The organism is Pedobacter sp. (assembly GCF_039594775.1).
GTDB lineage: Bacteria > Bacteroidota > Bacteroidia > Sphingobacteriales > Sphingobacteriaceae > Pedobacter.
In genome coordinates, this window is sequence record NZ_JBCNMT010000003.1 from 74904 (window position 1) to 93339 (window position 18436).

16 protein-coding genes are annotated in these 18436 nt (G+C 38.8%); 7 read left to right on the forward strand and 9 right to left on the reverse strand.

The features are described from left to right. Nucleotides 1-73 precede the first annotated feature (73 nt). Entirely contained in the window at nt 74-1423 is a 1350-nt protein-coding gene (gene mgtE, locus ABDV71_RS09790; RefSeq protein ID WP_343532268.1) for a magnesium transporter, read from the forward strand. Between the two features lie 86 nt (nt 1424-1509). On the opposite strand, the gene ABDV71_RS09795 is transcribed toward mgtE, so the two are convergent. After that, nucleotides 1510-1920 carry an organic hydroperoxide resistance protein gene (locus tag ABDV71_RS09795; RefSeq protein ID WP_343532269.1) on the reverse strand — a complete coding sequence of 137 codons (411 nt, stop codon included), beginning with the start codon at nt 1918-1920 and terminating at the stop codon, nt 1510-1512. Between the two features lie 283 nt (nt 1921-2203). After that, entirely contained in the window at nt 2204-4360 is a 2157-nt protein-coding gene (locus ABDV71_RS09800) for an FUSC family membrane protein (protein ID WP_343532270.1), read from the reverse strand. 124 nt (nt 4361-4484) lie between these two features. Here ABDV71_RS09800 and ABDV71_RS09805 point away from each other — a divergent pair, with 124 nt between their 5' ends. Together ABDV71_RS09805 and ABDV71_RS09810 are read left to right on the forward strand one after the other, a co-directional pair. Next, entirely contained in the window at nt 4485-5657 is a 1173-nt protein-coding gene (locus tag ABDV71_RS09805) for a P1 family peptidase (protein WP_343532271.1), read from the forward strand. 686 nt (nt 5658-6343) lie between these two features. After that, nucleotides 6344-7690 (forward strand): PhoH family protein, encoded by a 1347-nt coding sequence (locus ABDV71_RS09810; RefSeq protein ID WP_343532272.1) that lies wholly within the window; start codon nt 6344-6346, stop codon nt 7688-7690. 134 nt (nt 7691-7824) lie between these two features. Here the strand turns inward: ABDV71_RS09810 and ABDV71_RS09815 are convergent, their stop codons facing one another. The 3 genes from ABDV71_RS09815 to ABDV71_RS09825 all read right to left on the reverse strand — a co-directional run bounded on the left by ABDV71_RS09815 (nt 7825) and on the right by ABDV71_RS09825 (nt 11887). Continuing rightward, nucleotides 7825-9036, reverse strand: coding sequence for a TCR/Tet family MFS transporter (locus ABDV71_RS09815; RefSeq protein WP_343532273.1), 1212 nt, complete (start codon nt 9034-9036; stop codon nt 7825-7827). A gap of 326 nt (nt 9037-9362) precedes the next feature. Next, a complete protein-coding gene (locus ABDV71_RS09820) occupies nt 9363-9611 on the reverse strand; it encodes a hypothetical protein (protein ID WP_343532274.1) in 249 nt (82 codons plus the stop codon). Between the two features lie 107 nt (nt 9612-9718). Continuing rightward, nucleotides 9719-11887 (reverse strand): S46 family peptidase, encoded by a 2169-nt coding sequence (locus ABDV71_RS09825; protein ID WP_343532275.1) that lies wholly within the window; start codon nt 11885-11887, stop codon nt 9719-9721. A 107-nt stretch (nt 11888-11994) separates the two neighbouring features. On the opposite strand from ABDV71_RS09825, the gene ABDV71_RS09830 reads away from it, so the two are divergent. The 3 genes from ABDV71_RS09830 (at nt 11995) to ABDV71_RS09840 (ending at nt 13343) form a co-directional block, all read left to right on the forward strand. Then, entirely contained in the window at nt 11995-12195 is a 201-nt protein-coding gene (locus ABDV71_RS09830) for a PLDc N-terminal domain-containing protein (protein ID WP_343532276.1), read from the forward strand. A 67-nt stretch (nt 12196-12262) separates the two neighbouring features. Beyond that, entirely contained in the window at nt 12263-12739 is a 477-nt protein-coding gene (locus tag ABDV71_RS09835; protein WP_343532277.1) for a GAF domain-containing protein, read from the forward strand. Continuing rightward, complete coding sequence (locus tag ABDV71_RS09840; RefSeq protein WP_343532278.1) at nt 12732-13343, forward strand: DNA-3-methyladenine glycosylase; 612 nt, start codon at nt 12732-12734, stop codon at nt 13341-13343. The genes ABDV71_RS09835 and ABDV71_RS09840 overlap by 8 nt, the downstream gene beginning before the upstream one ends. Nucleotides 13344-13364: 21 nt before the next feature. Here the strand turns inward: ABDV71_RS09840 and ABDV71_RS09845 are convergent, their stop codons facing one another. Next, nucleotides 13365-14201, reverse strand: coding sequence for a hypothetical protein (locus tag ABDV71_RS09845; protein ID WP_343532279.1), 837 nt, complete (start codon nt 14199-14201; stop codon nt 13365-13367). Beyond that, nucleotides 14198-15133, reverse strand: a complete 936-nt coding sequence (queG, locus tag ABDV71_RS09850; protein WP_343532280.1) for a tRNA epoxyqueuosine(34) reductase QueG — start codon at nt 15131-15133, stop codon at nt 14198-14200. Before queG ends, ABDV71_RS09845 begins: the two co-directional genes overlap by 4 nt. Before the next feature lie 109 nt (nt 15134-15242). Here queG and ABDV71_RS09855 point away from each other — a divergent pair, with 109 nt between their 5' ends. Next, on the forward strand, nt 15243-15464 hold the full coding sequence (locus ABDV71_RS09855; RefSeq protein ID WP_343532281.1) for a hypothetical protein: 222 nt from the start codon (nt 15243-15245) through the stop codon (nt 15462-15464). A gap of 35 nt (nt 15465-15499) precedes the next feature. On the opposite strand, the gene ABDV71_RS09860 is transcribed toward ABDV71_RS09855, so the two are convergent. Then, nucleotides 15500-17005 carry a bifunctional GNAT family N-acetyltransferase/carbon-nitrogen hydrolase family protein gene (locus ABDV71_RS09860; RefSeq protein ID WP_343532282.1) on the reverse strand — a complete coding sequence of 502 codons (1506 nt, stop codon included), beginning with the start codon at nt 17003-17005 and terminating at the stop codon, nt 15500-15502. A 246-nt stretch (nt 17006-17251) separates the two neighbouring features. Continuing rightward, nucleotides 17252-18418, reverse strand: a complete 1167-nt coding sequence (locus tag ABDV71_RS09865) for a TlpA disulfide reductase family protein (protein WP_343532283.1) — start codon at nt 18416-18418, stop codon at nt 17252-17254. Between the last annotated feature and the right edge of the window lie 18 nt (nt 18419-18436).

Here is an 18436-nt window from a genome sequence, read left to right on the forward strand (position 1 = left end):
GGATGAATTACCGATATTAGCGAAAGCTTTAGGTGGCACTTAATTAAATCATAGAAAAATATATTGGCGACGAATGCAATCGTTCGAATTGGATAAAACAGATCTTTCCAAATTAAGAAAGGCAATAGAAGGCGACGACCAAGAGCTAAGCAGCATTTTGGCCGAATATCACGCGTCTGAAATCGCTATTCTTTTCGATAATATTAAGGCGGAGGATAGGCAGCGTATCATTAACCTGTTGGAAGTAGAAAAGGCTTCGGAAGTGATTGCAGAAATGAGCGAAGAAGCGCATCCCGAGGAGCTTTTAATTCAACTACATCCCGAAAAACGTACCGAAATTGTAGAAGAGCTGGATTATGATGATGCTACGGATATCATTTCTCAGTTAGAAGCGCACGAGCAGCATGAAATTCTAGAAGATTTAAGTAAGGATGATGCGGAAAGTATCAGGAATTTATTGAGCTACCACGAGGAAACTGCTGGTGGTTTAATGAATACGCAGATGATTAAGGTGAACATTAATCTCACCAAAAAAGATGCGATAGACCAGATCATTCAGCAAAGTGAAGAGATAGAAGAATTTTATACCGTATTTGTGGTAGATGATGATAATATTTTTAAAGGAATTGTATCGTTAAAAGATATCATCAAGTCTAAAGGAAACGTGAAAATCATGGATATGGTGAAGCCTGACGCCGTTTATGTGAATGCCGATACCGATCAGGAGGAAGTGGCCAAGCTTTTATCTCAATATAATTTAACAAGTATTCCTGTTGTTGATGGCTATTTAAAGCTATTGGGTAGGGTAACCTTTGACGACGTGATTGACGTACTTGAAGATGAGAACACAGAAGATATCCTTAAAATATCAGGGGTGTCGGAAGATGAGGAACTGGCTGGTAATTGGGTAGATGCCGTAAAATCGAGGTTGCCATGGCTAATCATTAATCTTGGTACTGCTTTTTTAGCTTCAGCTGTGGTGAGATATTACGAAGATACCTTAGCGCATTTAGCTATTTTATCGGCTTATATGACCATTATTGCCGGTATGGGAGGAAACGCTGCTACACAAGCACTGGCGGTTACCGTAAGGCGTATCTCACTGTATGATCTGACCGATAAACAAGCGTATAGAGCAGTTTTGAAGGAATTCACCGTAGGGATGATCAATGGCGCGGTAACAGGAGCCATTGTATTAGCTTTTGCTTATTTCTTTGATGCTAATTTAATGCTTGGACTGGTAATATTTTTGGCTATGACTGGAAACTTAATTATTGCAGGTTTCACAGGTGCAGGCATTCCATTACTGTTGAAGAGGGTAGGTATTGACCCCGCCATCGCATCTTCTATTATTATTACCACCTTTACCGACGTGTTCGGCTTCTTGTTATTATTGGGATTGGCTAGTAAATTGTTGTTGTAGGCAGAATGTTGTCATTTGGAGCGAAACGTAACGCGGAATTAGATATCTCCATTACGCTACGCTTCAGTCGATATGACGTATATAGACTAAACTGCGGTCACCCTTGTTTCTATATTACCTTTTGTGGCTTTGGAATAGGGGCAAACGGCATGGGCTTTATCTGCCAATGCTTGTGCTTCTTCTATGCTAACATCGGGAATATGTACGTCTAAATCGGCCGAAAGTGCAAAACCCTTGCCATTTTTGTTAAAAGATACATGTACATTCACACTGGCATTGCTGGCGTCAACACCTTCGGGTTCTGCTACGGATTGTAAAGCTCCCAAGTAACACGAACCCCAAGCCGTTGCAAATAACTGCTCGGGATTAGGAGCACCACCTTGTCCGCCCATTTCCTTCGGTTTCCTTAAATCTGTTTCAAATATGCCATCGCTTGATTTTGCGTGTCCATCTCTACCGCCAATAACGGTAACCGAGGCTGTATATACTTTTTCCATGATTGTCTTTCCTTTTTGTAAGCAACAAATGAAAGACTTTTTAGTTTGGTGAAGCACTTAGGCTATACCTGGGTTCGATTATTATTTAACTATTTTCAAATATCAGTGTTGTTTTAAGTTATATCGGTCGTCACCCTGAATTTATTTCAGGGTCTTTCATGCTAAAAAGTTGCTGAAATACATTTACAAGTAGCTTTTCGCTTCGCTACAGGTCAGCATGACGTGGCGCTTAAACTGTGCGTAACAAAAGTAATATCCTCAAAAGCAATAATCGAACTTGGATTTATATCTTGATTTTTTCGGTAAGCTTAAAAATGTCGTAAGATACTTTTTGGATCAAATCAAACTGCTCCTCAATCACAATTGCGGTGTCAGAAAGTTGAGGTTCAGGTGGGTTCTTTAATCTTATTAATGGAACGTTACTAGGTTCAACAATCTCTTTATGGAGGTTTTCACTGGCATTTTCCAATAAATAAGTGGTGTTTTCTGCAATGGGTCTAATTTCCTGATAATTGGTGCAAATGAAATGATGCTCTTTGATATACAACGATAAACTGGCCACATATGAAGAAAGCAAGTGATTAAGCACCGTAAACTGATGCAGTTCTTGCATGTGGACTTGCTTGCTCTTTGGCTCCGAAAACATTCGCTGAAACAGTGAAGCCAAATTGGAACTCTTTACAAAAACCTCTTTTCGGGCTAATTTATAGCTCGTTAAATCAGAACCATTTTCGAAATACAACTTAATTACCTCGGCAAAATAATACTTGTTGGCATTGATCATGTCTACCATCGCTTCCTTCACCTTCTCGTGCTCCCAATTGGGGAAAAGGGAATAGCTGGCCAACAAGGCAATTCCCGAGCCAATTAAGGTGTCGTAAATTCTTTCTCTGGCGATAGACATGGTACCCATACCCAAGAATTCGAAGATAATGAGGATATAGGGAGTCATAAACAACACACTCACTACATAATTTTTGCGCTGAAAGCTATAGCCTGCAATCATGAACAAAATAAGGATTACGAATAAAGTATTCTTATCATGAACATAATGTAGAATGGCCATTCCTATAAAAGCGCCAGCTATGGTGCCAATAATACGGTGGTAGTTTCGCTCCTTGGTTAAGCTAAATCCTGGTTTCGAAATCACAAGGATGGTCAATAAAATCCAATAGCTGTGGGCAAAATCTAGACTTCTGGCTACTACGAAACCAATAAACATTACAATGGCAACCCTTACCGAGTGTCGGAAGGTAGAAGATTTAAAGGTAAGGTTGTCTAACAATAGTTTAATGTTGATTTCCTGTGAGGTCACAAACTTGGCAACGTCAACATCTCCTTTCTTGATTTTACGCTTCTCCTTCTTATTAAAATACTGATTGATGGTTTTGATACGGCCTACGATGTTCTCGATATTTACCTCGATATTGCGCAGGGCGATAATCCCCAAAGTATTATAGGTTTCTCCTTTCTGTTGTTCTAGATCACTAATTTCCTGTCTTAATTTTGCCAGGTCGTTTTCTAGATTTTCCGCTAGTGTTGGAATACCTCCGCTCTTTAAAGCAAAAGCAATGTCATCTAGCGAATCTGCAATTTTGTTGATGGCTTCTTCGTAATGGGATAAAATACCTATTGAATCAAATTGCTTGTGCAGTTGTTTATAGTTGTAATAGGTAGACATCACCTGCTCAAACAAATCTACCGTATCTGTAAAAACAATTAATAAAAATCTACCTTGAGGGGTAGACTCTCGTACAATTTCCCTTGTTTTAAAAAGTACTTCTCTAACTTCGTCTTGCTTTTGGTGCACATCTACCTGTAATTGTAGCAGGTCGGCATAATTCTTCTCATAATTGGTATTGTGGGAATAAAATTTAGCTTTGGCCCTCAAAAAATCAGCAATTTCATGGATAGAGTCACTTAAGGTTTGTTGTGCAAGGCGATAGGGGCGTAATCGATAAATAACATAGCTCAGAGAAGTATACCAAATACTGCCTATAAATACCAGTACACTATAAAAAATCACTTCTTGCCAAGGTCTAACGTCATCAATACTCAATATCATGATCAGCAAAACGGAAGTGCCAATAGATGCCGCCCTGTTTCCATATAAAAAAAGCATGGAAAAGACAAAACTGAAAACCACTACCATAATGCCTGTGAAAACATCGCTTTTGTTGGTTAAGCCTACAATGATACTCACTAAAAATAGCAGGGCAGTGGTGACCAACATTGCATTTCTACGATGATGTATTGGCCCTGGAGAGTCCACAATGCTCACACAAAGTGCCCCCAACGACAAGGTCATCCCATACTGCAACATCCCAAAATGAGCCATGACCAACGAAGGACAAAGCACACCAAAACTAATTCGGAGGCCCTCCGCAAAATAATTGCTCAATAAAAAGTCTTGGGTATCTCTAATCGGGCGTTGAAGCATATACAAATCTAACACTATTTGTGCTGAAAAGATTTTAAAATTGGCGAGAAATAGTCGCTTTTGCCATTTGTAAACTTTTAAGCATATCCATAGCTTAGAGCGAATTTATTTTAATACCAATCATATGAAGGTTAAAGTGATTTTAACGATGGGATTTGTTGCATTTGTGGCAACAATTACTAATGCGCAGGAAAAAAGGGGAAGAGCTCGTGATTTTGGAGTTTATACAGGAATACTCAGTACGGGTAAATATAATGCCATTACTGATGTGGCAGGCGTAAAGGTGGGGCATACCACCTTAATTAAAGGAGACTCGGTGAGGACGGGAGTAACGGCCATTATTCCCCACGGCGGAAATGTATTTCAGGATAAAGTTCCCGCAGCTATTTATGTGGGCAATGGTTTTGGCAAATCCATGGGATTGTCTCAAATTAAGGAGTTGGGAAATTTAGAAACTCCTATTCTTTTAACCAACACTTTAAATACGCCTTTGGTGGCTAATGCGCTGATTGATCATATGCTTTTGCAACCTGGTAACGAACAGGTAAAATCGGTAAATGCCATGGTTGGCGAGACCAATGATGGTGGATTGAATGATATTAGAGGACGTCATGTACGTGCGGAGGACGTGTTGAAAGCAATCAATGAAGCAAAAGAGGGAATGGTGAGTGAAGGTTGCGTTGGCGCAGGTACTGGAACCGAAGCGCTGGGCTATAAAGGCGGTATCGGAACGTCGTCCAGAGTGCTGCCTGCATCAAAAGGAGGTTATACCGTAGGGGTTCTGGTACAATCTAATTTTGGGGGCGTATTACAAATCAACGGTGCGCCAGTGGGTAGGGAATTGAACAATTTTTATTTGATGGATAAAAGCAAGCCCTATAAAGCGGATGGTTCCTGTATGATCATTATCGCTACTGACGCACCGCTTTCCGACAGAAACTTGGAACGTTTGGCGAAGAGGTCTTATATCGCTTTTGGTAATGTAGGTGCATTTTCTTCCAACGGAAGTGGTGATTATGCGGTAGCATTTTCTACTTATGGGAAGAATAGAATTCCATATCAATCCAAAAATAAAGTAAGGAATATAGATGATTTAAATAATGATGAACTGTCGCCTTTGTTCATGGCAGTTTGGGAAGCAACGGAAGAAGCACTATTAAATTCATTGTTCATGGCTACTGATACCAATGGGAATGGTCGTGAAGTGAAGGCTTTGCCCATCAAAAAAACATTAGAAATTTTAAAGAAATATAATGCGCTTCATCAAAATACGCTGCCTAAGGCTATCGAAAAATAGCAAAATCAGTGCTTTTTGTTAATAAGTTGTATGTGAATAACTTAGGTTGGTTTTGAAGCAATATGCCGATTCTAGCAAAATAATTAAGTTTTTTGTTTATTTAACATGTTGGTTAGTTTTAAATATTTGGTTCATAACTTGTTAATAAATTTGAGTTGATTTTCTTGCGAAAAGCGCTTGCCTGTAGTAATTTAGATAGTATCAAAAACGAAGTACTTTGATCGTCTAACAAAAATCCAAAACGAATGATGAAGCTGAAAAGCTAAAATCTTCGGGATTAAAAATTGTTTCAGTCTACACATGTTTTCGATAACATGGTAGGTTCATAGAGGTTCAACACCGAAATGAATAAGACAGCAAAACTCAGGTCATCCGAAAGGAAGGATGGAGAAGCAAATTGGTAGCGATACCTTATACTGAACAATGAAAATGGACAATGATGGGAAAAACTGGAACTCTATGGAGGGAAAGCTTAAGAACATCATTTCAAGGCAGAACAATCGAAAGAAAGGGAAGCTAAGAAAGATCAGGTAAAATTCGATTGATAGCTTACCATTGTTTACGAATGAAGGTAAGTTTAAACGGAGAACCAAATCGAAAGAGGCAGTTCTCCGTTTTTTTGTATACAAAAGTTTTAACTCTTGCTGCCATCTTTTTTGCTCGATAAGTGCTAAATTTAGATGATCATGGCAAAAAAGGAAAATCAGCAGCTTTCAAAGAAGATATTCGTACTCGATACCTCTGTGATTTTGTACGACCATAATGCAGTAAATAACTTTCAAGAGCACGATGTAGCCGTACCAGCTTTGGTATTGGAAGAGCTTGATAATTTCAAAAGTGGTAATGATACCCGTAACTTCGAAGCCCGAAATTTTATTCGGATTATTGATAGCGCTTCCAAAAGCAACTTGCTTAATAAATGGTCGGCATTGAATAAGCAAAGTACTGGAAGATTTAAAATTCAGATCGACGAGCAGCCCAGCCAACAAAACGCGGAAACTTTGTTTAGCCATGGCAAGTTTGATAATCGGATATTGAATGCTGCCTTGGTGCTTAAAGAAGAGCATCCGAACCAAAAAGTGGTGTTGGTTTCCAAAGATATTTGTTTACGGCTAAAAGCCAAGGCGCTTGCACTACATGCCGAAGATTATGAGACCGGAAAGGTAAAAAATGTAGAAGAACTTTATAGCGGTAAAACGATAATGAAAATTGCTGATGCTGAATTGCTGGATGATTTAAAAAAAGACAGGGTGATTGATGCCTCACAATTAGATTTGCCATACACTACCTCAAATCATTTTTATATCCTCAAAAATAAACGTAAGGAACAAATCGCATTTTATAATGTAAACGACCACAGCTTAAAGTTAGTGGAAGAAGAACCTATTTTCGGAGTATCGCCACGTAATGCCGAACAAAGTTTTGCTATAGAGGCGCTTTTGAATCCAGCCATTAAGCTGGTTACCATACAAGGCAATGCAGGTACTGGAAAAACATTGCTTGCATTAGCCAGTTCCTTGGAACAACGCAGAAATTACCGTCAGATTTACATTACTAGGCCGATTGTTCCTTTGAGCAATAAAGATATCGGCTTTTTGCCAGGCGATGTAAAGTCGAAAGTAGACCCATACATGGCGCCCATTTGGGATAACCTAAAATTTATCAGGGAGCAGTTTGCTCATGACGAAAAAACACAGCACAAAATCGATGAGCTGGTGAGTACAGAAAAAATTGAAATCGCTCCTTTGGCCTTTATTCGTGGTAGAACATTGAATAAGATTTTCTTTATTGTAGACGAAGCCCAAAATCTTACCCCGCATGAAATAAAAACCATTATCAGCCGTGCGGGAGAAGACACCAAGATTGTGTTTACAGGGGATGTGTATCAAATAGATACCCCGTATTTAGATTCGGAAAGTAACGGCCTGTCTTATCTTATTGAGAATGCTAAAAACCATCCATTGTATGCCCATATCACCTTGCAAAAAGGCGAACGTAGTGAATTGGCTAATTTGGCGACAGAGTTGTTGTAATTGTTGAATTATTGAGTGACTGATTAAATGAATGAACTAAGGATTTAAATAGCTGCATATATGCAAGAATTTGGCTGAATCATTTTCCGATTAGCTAATTCACTAATTCTCTCATTCGTTCATTTAATCATTTATTAATGATGTTTCTTCAAGTTCTGATAGCAAATCACAATGGACACGCAAGTAAGTACAGCGCCCATCATAAACGGTGCTCCAGGAAAATAAATGCTACTTTGCTTACTGGTAAAATGTGCAAAAAGGTACGACATTAATAATGGGCCTATAATGCTCGCTAAACTCATGAAGCTGGTCATGATTCCTTGAAGTTCACCTTGTTCATCTGGTTTCACCTGGGTGGAAATGATTCCTTGTATTGCCGGACCGGTAATTCCAGCTAGGGCATAAGGTACCATAAACGCGAACATCATCCACCCTTTGCTGGCGAATGCAAAAAGCATGAAACCTAATACATATAGACATAGGCCAAACATGATGGATTTTTTCTGTCCAAATTTTGGAATGATGATACGGATCAGCCCGCCTTGTACAATGGCAACTGTTAAGCCTACAAAGCCCAGTGAATAACCAATCCAAGTTTCGTTCCAGTGAAATTTCTCTTGCGTGTAAAATGACCAAACTGTTTGGGTAGATTGTGCTGCAATGAATAAAATAAGTAGCGCAGCTAACAACCCCAATAAAGAAGGATAGCGTTTAATTTGCATTAAGGCGCCTACAGGGTTGGCCCTTTTCCATTCAAATTTGCGTCTGTTTTCTTTCTTTAAAGATTCTGGAAGGATGAAATAGCCATATAGCCAGTTGATCAATGAAAGTCCACCAGCAATCATGAAAGGCACCCTTGTTCCAAACTGACTAAATACGCCGCCAATTACAGGGCCTATGATAAAGCCTAAACCAAATGCAGCACCAATTAATCCAAAGTTTTGCGCCCTTTTTTCAGGGGTACTTACATCAGCAATGTAAGCAGAGGCGGTTGTAATACTCGCCCCGCATATCCCTGCGATAATACGTCCAAGAAAAAGCAAGGAGATGGTGTGAGCAAATGCCAAGAAGAAATAATCGATGGCCATGCCAAATAAAGAAATCAGCAACACTGTTCTACGACCAGTCTTGTCGCTCAAGGCGCCAAGGATAGGAGAACATATAAACATCATTAAGGAATATACGGTAAGTAAAAATCCGCCATACTCAGACGCTTCACTAAGTGTTGCCCCGGTAAGCTCTTTAATAAGGGCGGGCATAATGGGAATAATAATCCCAAAACCGATACAGTCGAAGAGGATAGTTACTAGTATAAAGAATACACCAGCGTTTCTTTTGTTTGCCATGAAAATTTTCTTGAGGAAACAAAGGTAATGTAAAACAGCACTTTTAGTGCTGCAGAAAGTAAATTTTTATGTGGGATAGTAGATAGCGGGAACTGAAGCTTTTTTAGCCAAACTTTGCATTTATTTGGCGTTTTTTGATTGCGGAATTATATTTTGTTGTATATTTTAAATTATTGTAAATCAGTATTTTTAAATTTATATAATTAAAGTTTTTGTTTTTATATGGTCTGATGAAGAAGCGTAAAAATGCTTAAAATGCAGAATAAAATTCTGTTTTAATATTTAAGTGTCTTTTTTATAGATAGTTATAATTTTTAAATAGAGGCTTACTGTTGCCTTTGATAAGCGGCTACAAAATCACCTCTCATTGCCTTGAAGCGCTCCACTACGGTCTCGATGAACTCCTCGTCTATAATTTGGAATACTTCGTTTACCCCTCCTCCGGTGAGGTCTAATTCCGAGATTTTGTAGCTCTGTTCATAAGGTCCCTGCTCAAACTTCACGATGAATTTTTGGTTCATGCTGAAGATGCTGATTTTGCATTGTGGATGCGGTAGTTCTGCTATGATTCTCATTGTTCTTTTTCGATTTTAATTTTGTGTAATGTGTTTGGCATTGGCAGTGCTCAATCAATCCATTTGTAATTCTGAAATCATCGAGCACTGCGGTTGCTTGATCTAGGCTAGAGCTTAACGCCCATTTCTTTGAGTAGAAAATCGGCCTTGTCTATTTTGGATGCTGCCCATAATACGTATCTAATGTCTACACCTATGGAGCGGCTGTAGCTTTCGTTCCAAGCGTAGTCGTTGATGGTGGCGCCGTAAGCACGGTCAAAATTTACCCCAATCAATTCGCCATTAGCATTCATGATCGGCGAGCCCGAATTTCCGCCAGTAGTGTCCATGTTGTAAAGGAAAGCAACGGGAACATCATTCAGTTCTTTCTTGGCGAAAGGACCAAAGTCTTTTTTGTTCCATAACTCCTTAATGATATTTGGATAGTAAAAGTCAGGATTTCCGGTAGCTCCTTTTTCTAATATTCCTTTAATGGTGGTGTATGGCGCCATGTAAGTAGCATCAACAGGAGAGTAGCCGCGTACATATCCGTAAGTTAGGCGCAGGGTGCTGTTCGCATCAGGAATAAAGCCTTTCTTTAAGAATTTTTCTTTCACGTTCACATAATCGCCCATCAATTTGTTCAATAAGCCATCCCTGCGATCTTTTTCTGGCTTTAATTCGGCTATTTGGCGGGCAATGTCGCTCTCCAATAACAGTAGGCCATCATTGTAGTCGGTTAAGGCCTTTGGAGATTTTAGGAGGCTGTTAAATACGTAATCCTGATCTTTTAGCTTTGTTAATCCGAAGGCGTCATTAATGTAATCGTTGGCCATTGCCTCATTGCTGCTTCCACGATTTGTGATTTTGTCGATGGCGGTCACTCTTTGATTTGGTGTGAAAGCCACGGCGTCCATCATCATTCGCTTGAAAATACGTCTGTCGACATCAATATCGTAAGCTTCGTAAATGGTGCTTAGGATCTGTTTTAGCTTGCCGATATTATTCTCGAAATAACTTTGTTTTTGAGCCGCTGGTTGCTGATTAAGGTTGCTTTTGAAGATGTTGATGTTCTTTGCAACATTCAATAGGCTGGTAGAGGTATAGATTTGGCTCAACCATAAATCTCTATTGGCATCGCCATTAATGATTTTGTAAAGTTGGTCAATGTTGGCCATTAAATTTCCATATTGCGCCTTTACGTCGCTGTTGCTATTAATAAACTCAGCCAAAGCAGCATCTTCTTCTTGTTTTTTAGCAACAAGGTCAATTCCTTTTATTCCCGTTAGTTTGCCACGATAGTTCTTCATTACGTTGGCGTTGCGCTTAATACGTGTCGCTAATCTGATTTCGGTAGCTTTGTCCTTTTTGCCTACGTTTTCCATGGTCATGTTTTGGAAATCATATAAGTCTGAAGTGTAAGGCAATACATATTTGGCTTGATAGTCGATAAACTGTGCAGGGCGATGACGGAAAGTTCTGCCTGGATAGCCCAAGATAAATACGAAATCTTCTTCGTTAGTGCCGCTAGCATTAACCTTTAATGATTTTTTAGGTGTAAATGGTACATTGTCCTTGCTATATTTCGCTGGTTTGCCATCTTTGCCTACATAAGCTCTCATGAAAGAGTAATCCCCTGTGTGGCGAGGCCATACCCAGTTATCAGTTTCTCCACCAAACTCACCAATCTGACGGTTGGGTACATAAACCAATCTTACATCCTGAATGGTTTTATACCTGAACAACACATAAGTCTTGCCGATGAACATTTCCGATACTTCGGCTTTAATGCTTGGGTCTTTTTGTTCTGCTTCTGCTGCAATGTTTTTCATTTGGTTATTGATCATCTGCAGGCGGGTCGCTGGATTGTCAATATTGGCTACCGACCCTAAAATTCTGTCTGATACATCTTCATAGCTGTCTGTAATACGGCATGTTAAACCTTTTGCCTCAATTTCTTGTTCACGTGTTCTGGCTACAAAGCCTTTGTTCAAATAGTCGTTTTCAGGAGTGCTTGCCAGTTGCACAGCGCTAAAGGCACAGTGGTGATTAGTGATGATTAATCCTTCGTCTGATACAAATGATCCCGTGCATCCGCCAACGTTAACCAGTGCATCTACTAAGCTGATGCCGTTGGGATTATATACTTCATTTTGGTCAATTTTTAAACCAGCTTTCTTCAGGTTTAATTTGCTGATTTCGCTCAAAGGAAACATTCCTTCATCACGTAGTTTGTAGCCCAAATGGCTCAAACCACCAATGAGAAGTAAAGTAATTAATAAGCTTTTTTTATTCATTGTGTTGTTAGTTAAGTTCTAATCGGTCAAAACTAAGGAAATTGTTTTACCCAAACTACAGATGTTGAATAGTTGTATTTTGTGGAGTTTTTATCTAGATTTATAGAATGAACGCTTTAGGTTTTATTTTAATCGCTGTCATTCTGCTTTGGATGGGGCTATCTGTTTGGGCAGTAAAGGATATAGCTCAACGTACTGTTAATACAAAAAAGAGGCAACATAAAATTGCTTGGACAAATATTGTGGTGATATTCCCTTTTCTTGGCTTGTTGGCTTACGGAGTGTATGGTCGAAAAACTTTGCGCTAATCTCATTTCATTTCCATTTTTATATTTCTGTTGATGTGTCCCGTTTTTTAATGATTAAATTTGTGCTATGGCAGAAGATTTAACCATTTTAAAAACAGCTTCGAAAGAAGAAAAGTATCAATCTATTATTCCGCAAATTAAAGCGCTTGTTGAAGGTGAAGATGATTTAATTGCCAACTTGGCCAATGTTTGTGCTGCACTAAAAGAACAGTTCAGCTGGTTTTGGGTAGGTTTTTATTTAGTTAAGAACGATGAACTGGTATTGGGACCATTTCAAGGCCCGGTAGCTTGTACGCGCATTAAGAAAGGAAAGGGTGTTTGTGGTGCTTCTTGGCAAAAGGAAGAGGTGCTTGTGGTGCCAAATGTTGATGAGTTTCCTGGACACATTGCCTGTGCTTCTGCGTCTAAGTCGGAGATTGTGCTGCCTTTTTATCTCGATGGTCAAATTGTTGGGGTTTTAGATGTTGATAGTGAATATCTATCTCATTTTGATGATATTGATGCTATATACCTAAAGGAAATATTAAGATTTATCAATGGCTAAATTACCTGTTTCGTTTTACCGAAATGAAAATGTGGTTGAGGTGGCTAGGCAGTTGATTGGTAAAATGCTGTTCACCAATATTGATGCGCAGCTTACTGGTGGAATCATTACCGAAACTGAAGCTTACGACGGTGTGGTTGATAAAGCCTGCCACGCCTATGGAGGAAGAAATACCAATAGAACAGCAACCATGTATTTAGCGGGTGGCGTAACTTATGTATACCTGTGCTATGGTATTCATCATTTATTAAATGTAGTGAGTGGTATGGTAGGAAATCCGCAAGCGGTGTTGATTAGAGCCATAGAACCGACAGAAGGTGTTGAACTGATGTTGGAGAGGAGAAGAATGGAAAAATTGGCTCCGCGTATCACAGCGGGTCCAGGAGCATTGTCGCAAGCTTTAGGGATTGATAAACAACTTAATGCTAAAGACCTATCTGCCAATGAAATTTGGATTGAAGATAGTGATAATTTATGCGGGGAAGATGAAATAGTGGCTACTACCCGTATAGGTGTAGCCTACGCACAGGAACATGCTTTGTGGCCTTTTAGGTTTTACCTTAAGGGAAATAAATATGTGAGCAAACCTAACAATCTGAAATAGGTTATTTATAACTTATACTGTCTAATCTATCGGATATTTTGCTTCCGTGATTACTCCTTCATCGCTTAGCAATTCATGAAGAATTGGGTCTTTTAGGATGCCGGAAAGTTTTATCTTTTTTCCATTAAGATAGCCAATGTCGCTAATCAAACGTACGCCATGGCTGTAATCGGCCCAGGTATTGGTGTGTTTATTGTAAACAGGTTGTATGGCTTTGCCATCCAGCTTATGCCATCCGTAAATTACCACTCTGGGGGTAGCTTGTCCGTATATTTTATTGGAAATGATGATGTCCTTTTTATTTCCAGCGGTTAAATTACCTTGCTTGTAATTGTTTCCCAAGGCTTGCAGTTGCTTTAAGATCATTTCTTGATGGGCGATGAATACGGGTACGTTGATCATTGCCTTGCTAGGAGGAATAGGCTGCGGTTCTAATTTAATTACTGCTTGTGCATAAATCTCGTCTACCATGGTTTTGGTAGGCAATAGGGTGTGGGTTAAGTTGGCAATGCGCTGTGCTAGCATTGGGGTGGTAGGTATGTAGAAGTAATTGGTATCGGAGCCAATGGAAAGATAATCTGGAATCGTATATATAATTAATTTATAAGTTTTTGTGTTGATTACTTTATTTATTTCTATAGGTGATAATTTTCTTAAAAACGAAGGAACATTTCCATTTTTAATTTCCTGCCAGATCATTTCCTCACGTACAGAAAGGCTTAAGTTGGTATCGGCAATTAACTTCGAAAATTGACTTCCTGTTAATGCATCAGATTTACGCCGCTTCAGTTTTAGCTCTTGGGCAAATGTTCCTAAGCCAATAGTCAGACAAATGAGTATTAATGAAAATCTTTTCATGATTGCTTTAAAAAATCAATGTTACGTTTTAAACCAGCAAACTTAGTACGCTTAACAGGCGAGTTTTTGAAAACCTTCTTAAATACTTCATCTGTCATGTCAACCAATTCGCTTTTGCTTAATCCCAACAATTCTTCTTTGGGTTTAAAATTCTCTTCATTGTGAACAGTGGCAAATCTGTTCCAAGGGCAAACGTCTTGGCAGACATCACAGCCAAACATCCAATTGTCCATTTTCCCTTTAAACTCGTTAGGAATTTCATTTTTAAGCTCAATGGTGAGGTAAGAGATACATTTGCTGCCGTCAACGGTATAGGGGGCTATAATAGCACCGGTAGGGCATGCATCGATACAACGGGTACAGGAACCACAATGGTCAGTAGGAAAGGGGTTGTCGTATTCTAAATCCAAGTCAATAATCAGCTCTGCCAGAAAGAAAAATGAACCTGCTTGCTTACTGATTAAATTGGAGTTTTTACCTCGCCAACCTAAACCAGCTTTTTGAGCCCAGGCTTTATCCATTACTGGAGCCGAGTCTACAAAACAACGCCCGTCTACTTCGCCAATGTTTTCACGGATAAAATGCATCAACACCTGTAGCTTTTCTTTGATTACAGAATGATAATCCATGCCATAGGCATATTTGGATATTTTTGGAGCATATTCGTCGAGCTGCTTCTCTTTTGAATAGTAATTCAATGTTAGCGATACAATTGATTTAGCACCTTCTACCAACAATCTAGGATCTAAGCGCTTATCAAAGTAGTTTTCCATATAGCCCATTTCACCGTGATGGTTATTTTTGAGCCAATTTTCCAATCTTGGAGCTTCTTCTTCCAGAAATTCGGCCTTTGCAATACCACAAGACATGAAGCCTAAACGAAGGGCTTCTTGCTTGATCATGTTACTGTATTTACTGGCCTGGTTGAACATCGCTTTGCAAAGATAGCCATTTGGCCCACAAACCTTTTACTAAGGTTAATTGTTTAGATAGTAACAATGAAAATTATTGATAGATACTGCTAAATTTAAATCTCGAGTTATGGAAAATCAGACAGAAAATACCGAAAACGAACATAAACATGTCACGCACGACGTGGAAACTAATTATGATGCTCATAAAGAAAATCCAAAACCTGCACCTACGGTAAATGAGCCTGACAACGCGGGAGCAGGTCAAGCCATGAAATGGATCATTCCAATTGTAGTAGTGGTTTTGCTAATTGTTTGGTTTATCTTTTTTAGAAATAATGTGACAAAATAGAGTACCAATCATTTCTATTTTGAGTGTAAAGCTGCTTATTTTAGCAGCTTTACTTCGTATAAATCAGTTCTTCTGTCTTTCAAAATTTTCACCGTACCAAAATGGTGCAGTTCATCCAGCAGATGTAAATCAACGTCTACCATTAGCATCATTTCTGTATTGGGCGTAGTTTCGGCCTTGATGGCATTGGTTGGAAATGCAAAATCTGAGGGGGTAAACACTGCCGATTGCGCAAACTGGATATCCATATTGTTCACTTTGGGCAAATTGCCCACACAACCAGCAATGGCCACATAACATTCATTTTCGATGGCTCTGGCCTGCGCACAATGTCGTACACGAGTGTAGCCATTTTGTGTATCGGTTAAAAATGGCACAAACAAAATTTGCATTCCTTGATCGGCATAAATACGACTTAGCTCCGGAAATTCTACATCGTAACAAATCAAAATGCCTACTTTGCCACAGTCTGTATCAAACACGCCAATTTTATCGCCACCACTCATGCCGTAGTATTTTTTCTCGTTAGGCGTAATGTGTATTTTCCGATAATCTTCCGTCAGGCCGTTCCGGTGACATAGGTAAGTGGCATTATACAATTTGCCATTTTCTTTTATAGGCATGCTCCCAGCAATGATATTCACATTGTAGGAAACGGCATATTCCTGTAGTCGCTGCACAATTTCCTCTGTTTTGTCTGCCAGTTTTTTCATGGCTTCTTGCTCAGGCAAATGATTGTAAGGTTGTAGGAGAGGGGTGTTGAAAAACTCTGGGAACATGATAAAGTCCGATTGGTAGCCACTTACCGCATCCACAAAAAATTCTACCTGTTCATAAAAAGCATCCAAATCATTAAACAAACGCATTTGCCACTGCACCAAACCAAGCCTAATGGTTTTGGCCGATCGGGGTGAAACATTATCATGATAATAGATATTGTTCCATTCAATCAATGTCGCATATTCTTTCGATTCCAGATCGCCAGGCAAGTAATTTTTCAAAACCTTACGCACGTGAAAATCATTGGAAATTTGGAAACTCAAGGTTGGGTCGTAAATTTCCTTTGCTTTTACCTTGTCAATGTACTGACGGGGTGTTAAACGATCTGCATATTCGTGATACCCAGGTAGCCTACCGCCCGCAATAATGCTTTCCAAATTGAGCAGTTCGCAAAGTTCTTTTCTGGCTTCATATAAACGTCTGGCCAATCGTAAACCCCGATATTCGGGATGAACGAAAACTTCTATTCCGTAAAGTACATTGCCCTGTGGCGTATGGGTGGAAAAAGTGTATTTTCCCGTAATTTTTTCGTAGGTATGGTTATCGCCAAATATATCGTAGTCTACGATAATAGATAATGAACAAGCCACTACTTTACCGTCAACAGCGATGCATAGTTGTCCTTCAGGGAAAATTTTTAATAAGTCGTTTATTTTTGCTCTGCTCCATACGCCATTGCCACTATCTAAATAGGCTTGTTGCATGGATTCTTTGAGGTCGTTGTAATCTTCAATAGTGAGCTTACGTAATTCTATATTCATATGTATAATGAACAAAAAAGCAAACTGAATGTTTACCAGACCTTAATTTACCATTAATAAATGAGACTATTAAAAAGGTATATCAAGTTAATCAATAAAGGGTTATGGATTGTTTTTGGAAAATAAATTATGTTTAAACTCTGCTGTTATGCTGAGGAACGAGGAATCCTCGAAATACAGACTCTTGGCTTCGCTCTGAATGACATTAAACAATCAGGTTTAGACGGGAATGTTAGTGTCAGGATTCTAAAGTTTCAACAATGCATTTTTAACCTGTGAAACATTGGCCTCATATTTCATTAATATCTTTCCATCTTTATCTAGCAAAAACATCAATGGTGCATTATCCAAATGATAACGTTTTATAATTTCTTTATGGTCGCCGGGTAAATTTGAAAGATTTGTCCATGGCATTTTTTCGGCTTCGAGCGCTTGTCGCCACTTGCTGATATCATGGTCTGTAGAGATGCCCACAAAATTTACTCCTTGTTCACGATAAAGCTGGTATAAGTTTTTTAAGTTAGATATCTCTGTTCTAAATGGCTCGCACCAGCTTCCCCAAAACATTACTAGTGTTCCTCGGTTACCTTTAACTTCTTCAAGGGAGTAAGCTTTTCCTAATTCATCAAAATAGCTAAAGCTTGGAAATTCCTCTCCAAGTTCCAATTTATCAATATGTCTAATAAAGGCATCTAATTTTGATGCCACATCGGTATTTATATAGTTTTCGCCAATTACAGATCTTAATTCTTTTAACTCTTTGGCAGAAAAATATACTGATTTTTGTTCGAGAAAGCTTAGAGATAAATAATTAGATGGGTTGTTGATAATTATTTCTTTGATGCGTTTTTTGAAGATGTCAATACTATCCTTTTTTTCTGTCAAGGCTAACTCTAATGCTGCCTTATTGTTTGATTTTGTGAATTGTACAATCTTCTTTTCTATCGCATTTGTGTCAGGAAATGTATACAGGCTTTTGATGTATTTGAAATAGAAATCAGTTTCTTTACTTCCTTCGACTTTAATACCATTTTTATCAATTAAGTTGCCAGCTATGTGGATTTTTGCGTTTTCTAGTATGAAATTCGAATGTTTTTGTTTGCTATACGGATTTTGGAAATAAAGGCTTACATATCTTTTATTGATGGTATCCCAGTAATCAATCGAAGTAGAGGTCCGTGGGTCAATAATATTGGTATCTCTATTTAGGATAAACTTACCACTGTCTATTGTGGAAGAATCTATGATGGCCCGATACATCTTTTGGTCAACAGGATTTGTTTTGTTTATCCTTAGGTAAACCATTTTTGCAGGGATATTTTTAACATCACCTATGATCTCGTAACGGTTTAATTGAGCATGGGAAAATTTAAAAAGAAAAGTAAGGATAATGAGGGAGCGTAAAAACTTCATGAAAAATTTCTTAATTGG

Bases quoted from the DNA above. Each gene is read 5' to 3' on its own strand.
- ABDV71_RS09845 (WP_343532279.1), bottom strand. From the start codon at position 14,201: ATGAAAAGATTTTCATTAATACTCATTTGTCTGACTATTGGCTTAGGA.
- ABDV71_RS09825 (WP_343532275.1), bottom strand. From the start codon at position 11,887: ATGAATAAAAAAAGCTTATTAATTACTTTACTTCTCATTGGTGGTTTG.
- ABDV71_RS09860 (WP_343532282.1), bottom strand. From the start codon at position 17,005: ATGAATATAGAATTACGTAAGCTCACTATTGAAGATTACAACGACCTC.
- ABDV71_RS09835 (WP_343532277.1), top strand. From the start codon at position 12,263: ATGGCAGAAGATTTAACCATTTTAAAAACAGCTTCGAAAGAAGAAAAG.
- ABDV71_RS09820 (WP_343532274.1), bottom strand. From the start codon at position 9,611: ATGAGAATCATAGCAGAACTACCGCATCCACAATGCAAAATCAGCATC.
- ABDV71_RS09800 (WP_343532270.1), bottom strand. From the start codon at position 4,360: ATGCTTCAACGCCCGATTAGAGATACCCAAGACTTTTTATTGAGCAAT.
- mgtE (WP_343532268.1), top strand. From the start codon at position 74: ATGCAATCGTTCGAATTGGATAAAACAGATCTTTCCAAATTAAGAAAG.
- ABDV71_RS09840 (WP_343532278.1), top strand. From the start codon at position 12,732: ATGGCTAAATTACCTGTTTCGTTTTACCGAAATGAAAATGTGGTTGAG.
- ABDV71_RS09865 (WP_343532283.1), bottom strand. From the start codon at position 18,418: ATGAAGTTTTTACGCTCCCTCATTATCCTTACTTTTCTTTTTAAATTT.
- ABDV71_RS09815 (WP_343532273.1), bottom strand. From the start codon at position 9,036: ATGGCAAACAAAAGAAACGCTGGTGTATTCTTTATACTAGTAACTATC.
- ABDV71_RS09795 (WP_343532269.1), bottom strand. From the start codon at position 1,920: ATGGAAAAAGTATATACAGCCTCGGTTACCGTTATTGGCGGTAGAGAT.
- ABDV71_RS09830 (WP_343532276.1), top strand. From the start codon at position 11,995: ATGAACGCTTTAGGTTTTATTTTAATCGCTGTCATTCTGCTTTGGATG.
- ABDV71_RS09805 (WP_343532271.1), top strand. From the start codon at position 4,485: ATGAAGGTTAAAGTGATTTTAACGATGGGATTTGTTGCATTTGTGGCA.
- ABDV71_RS09810 (WP_343532272.1), top strand. From the start codon at position 6,344: ATGGCAAAAAAGGAAAATCAGCAGCTTTCAAAGAAGATATTCGTACTC.
- ABDV71_RS09855 (WP_343532281.1), top strand. From the start codon at position 15,243: ATGGAAAATCAGACAGAAAATACCGAAAACGAACATAAACATGTCACG.
- queG (WP_343532280.1), bottom strand. From the start codon at position 15,133: ATGTTCAACCAGGCCAGTAAATACAGTAACATGATCAAGCAAGAAGCC.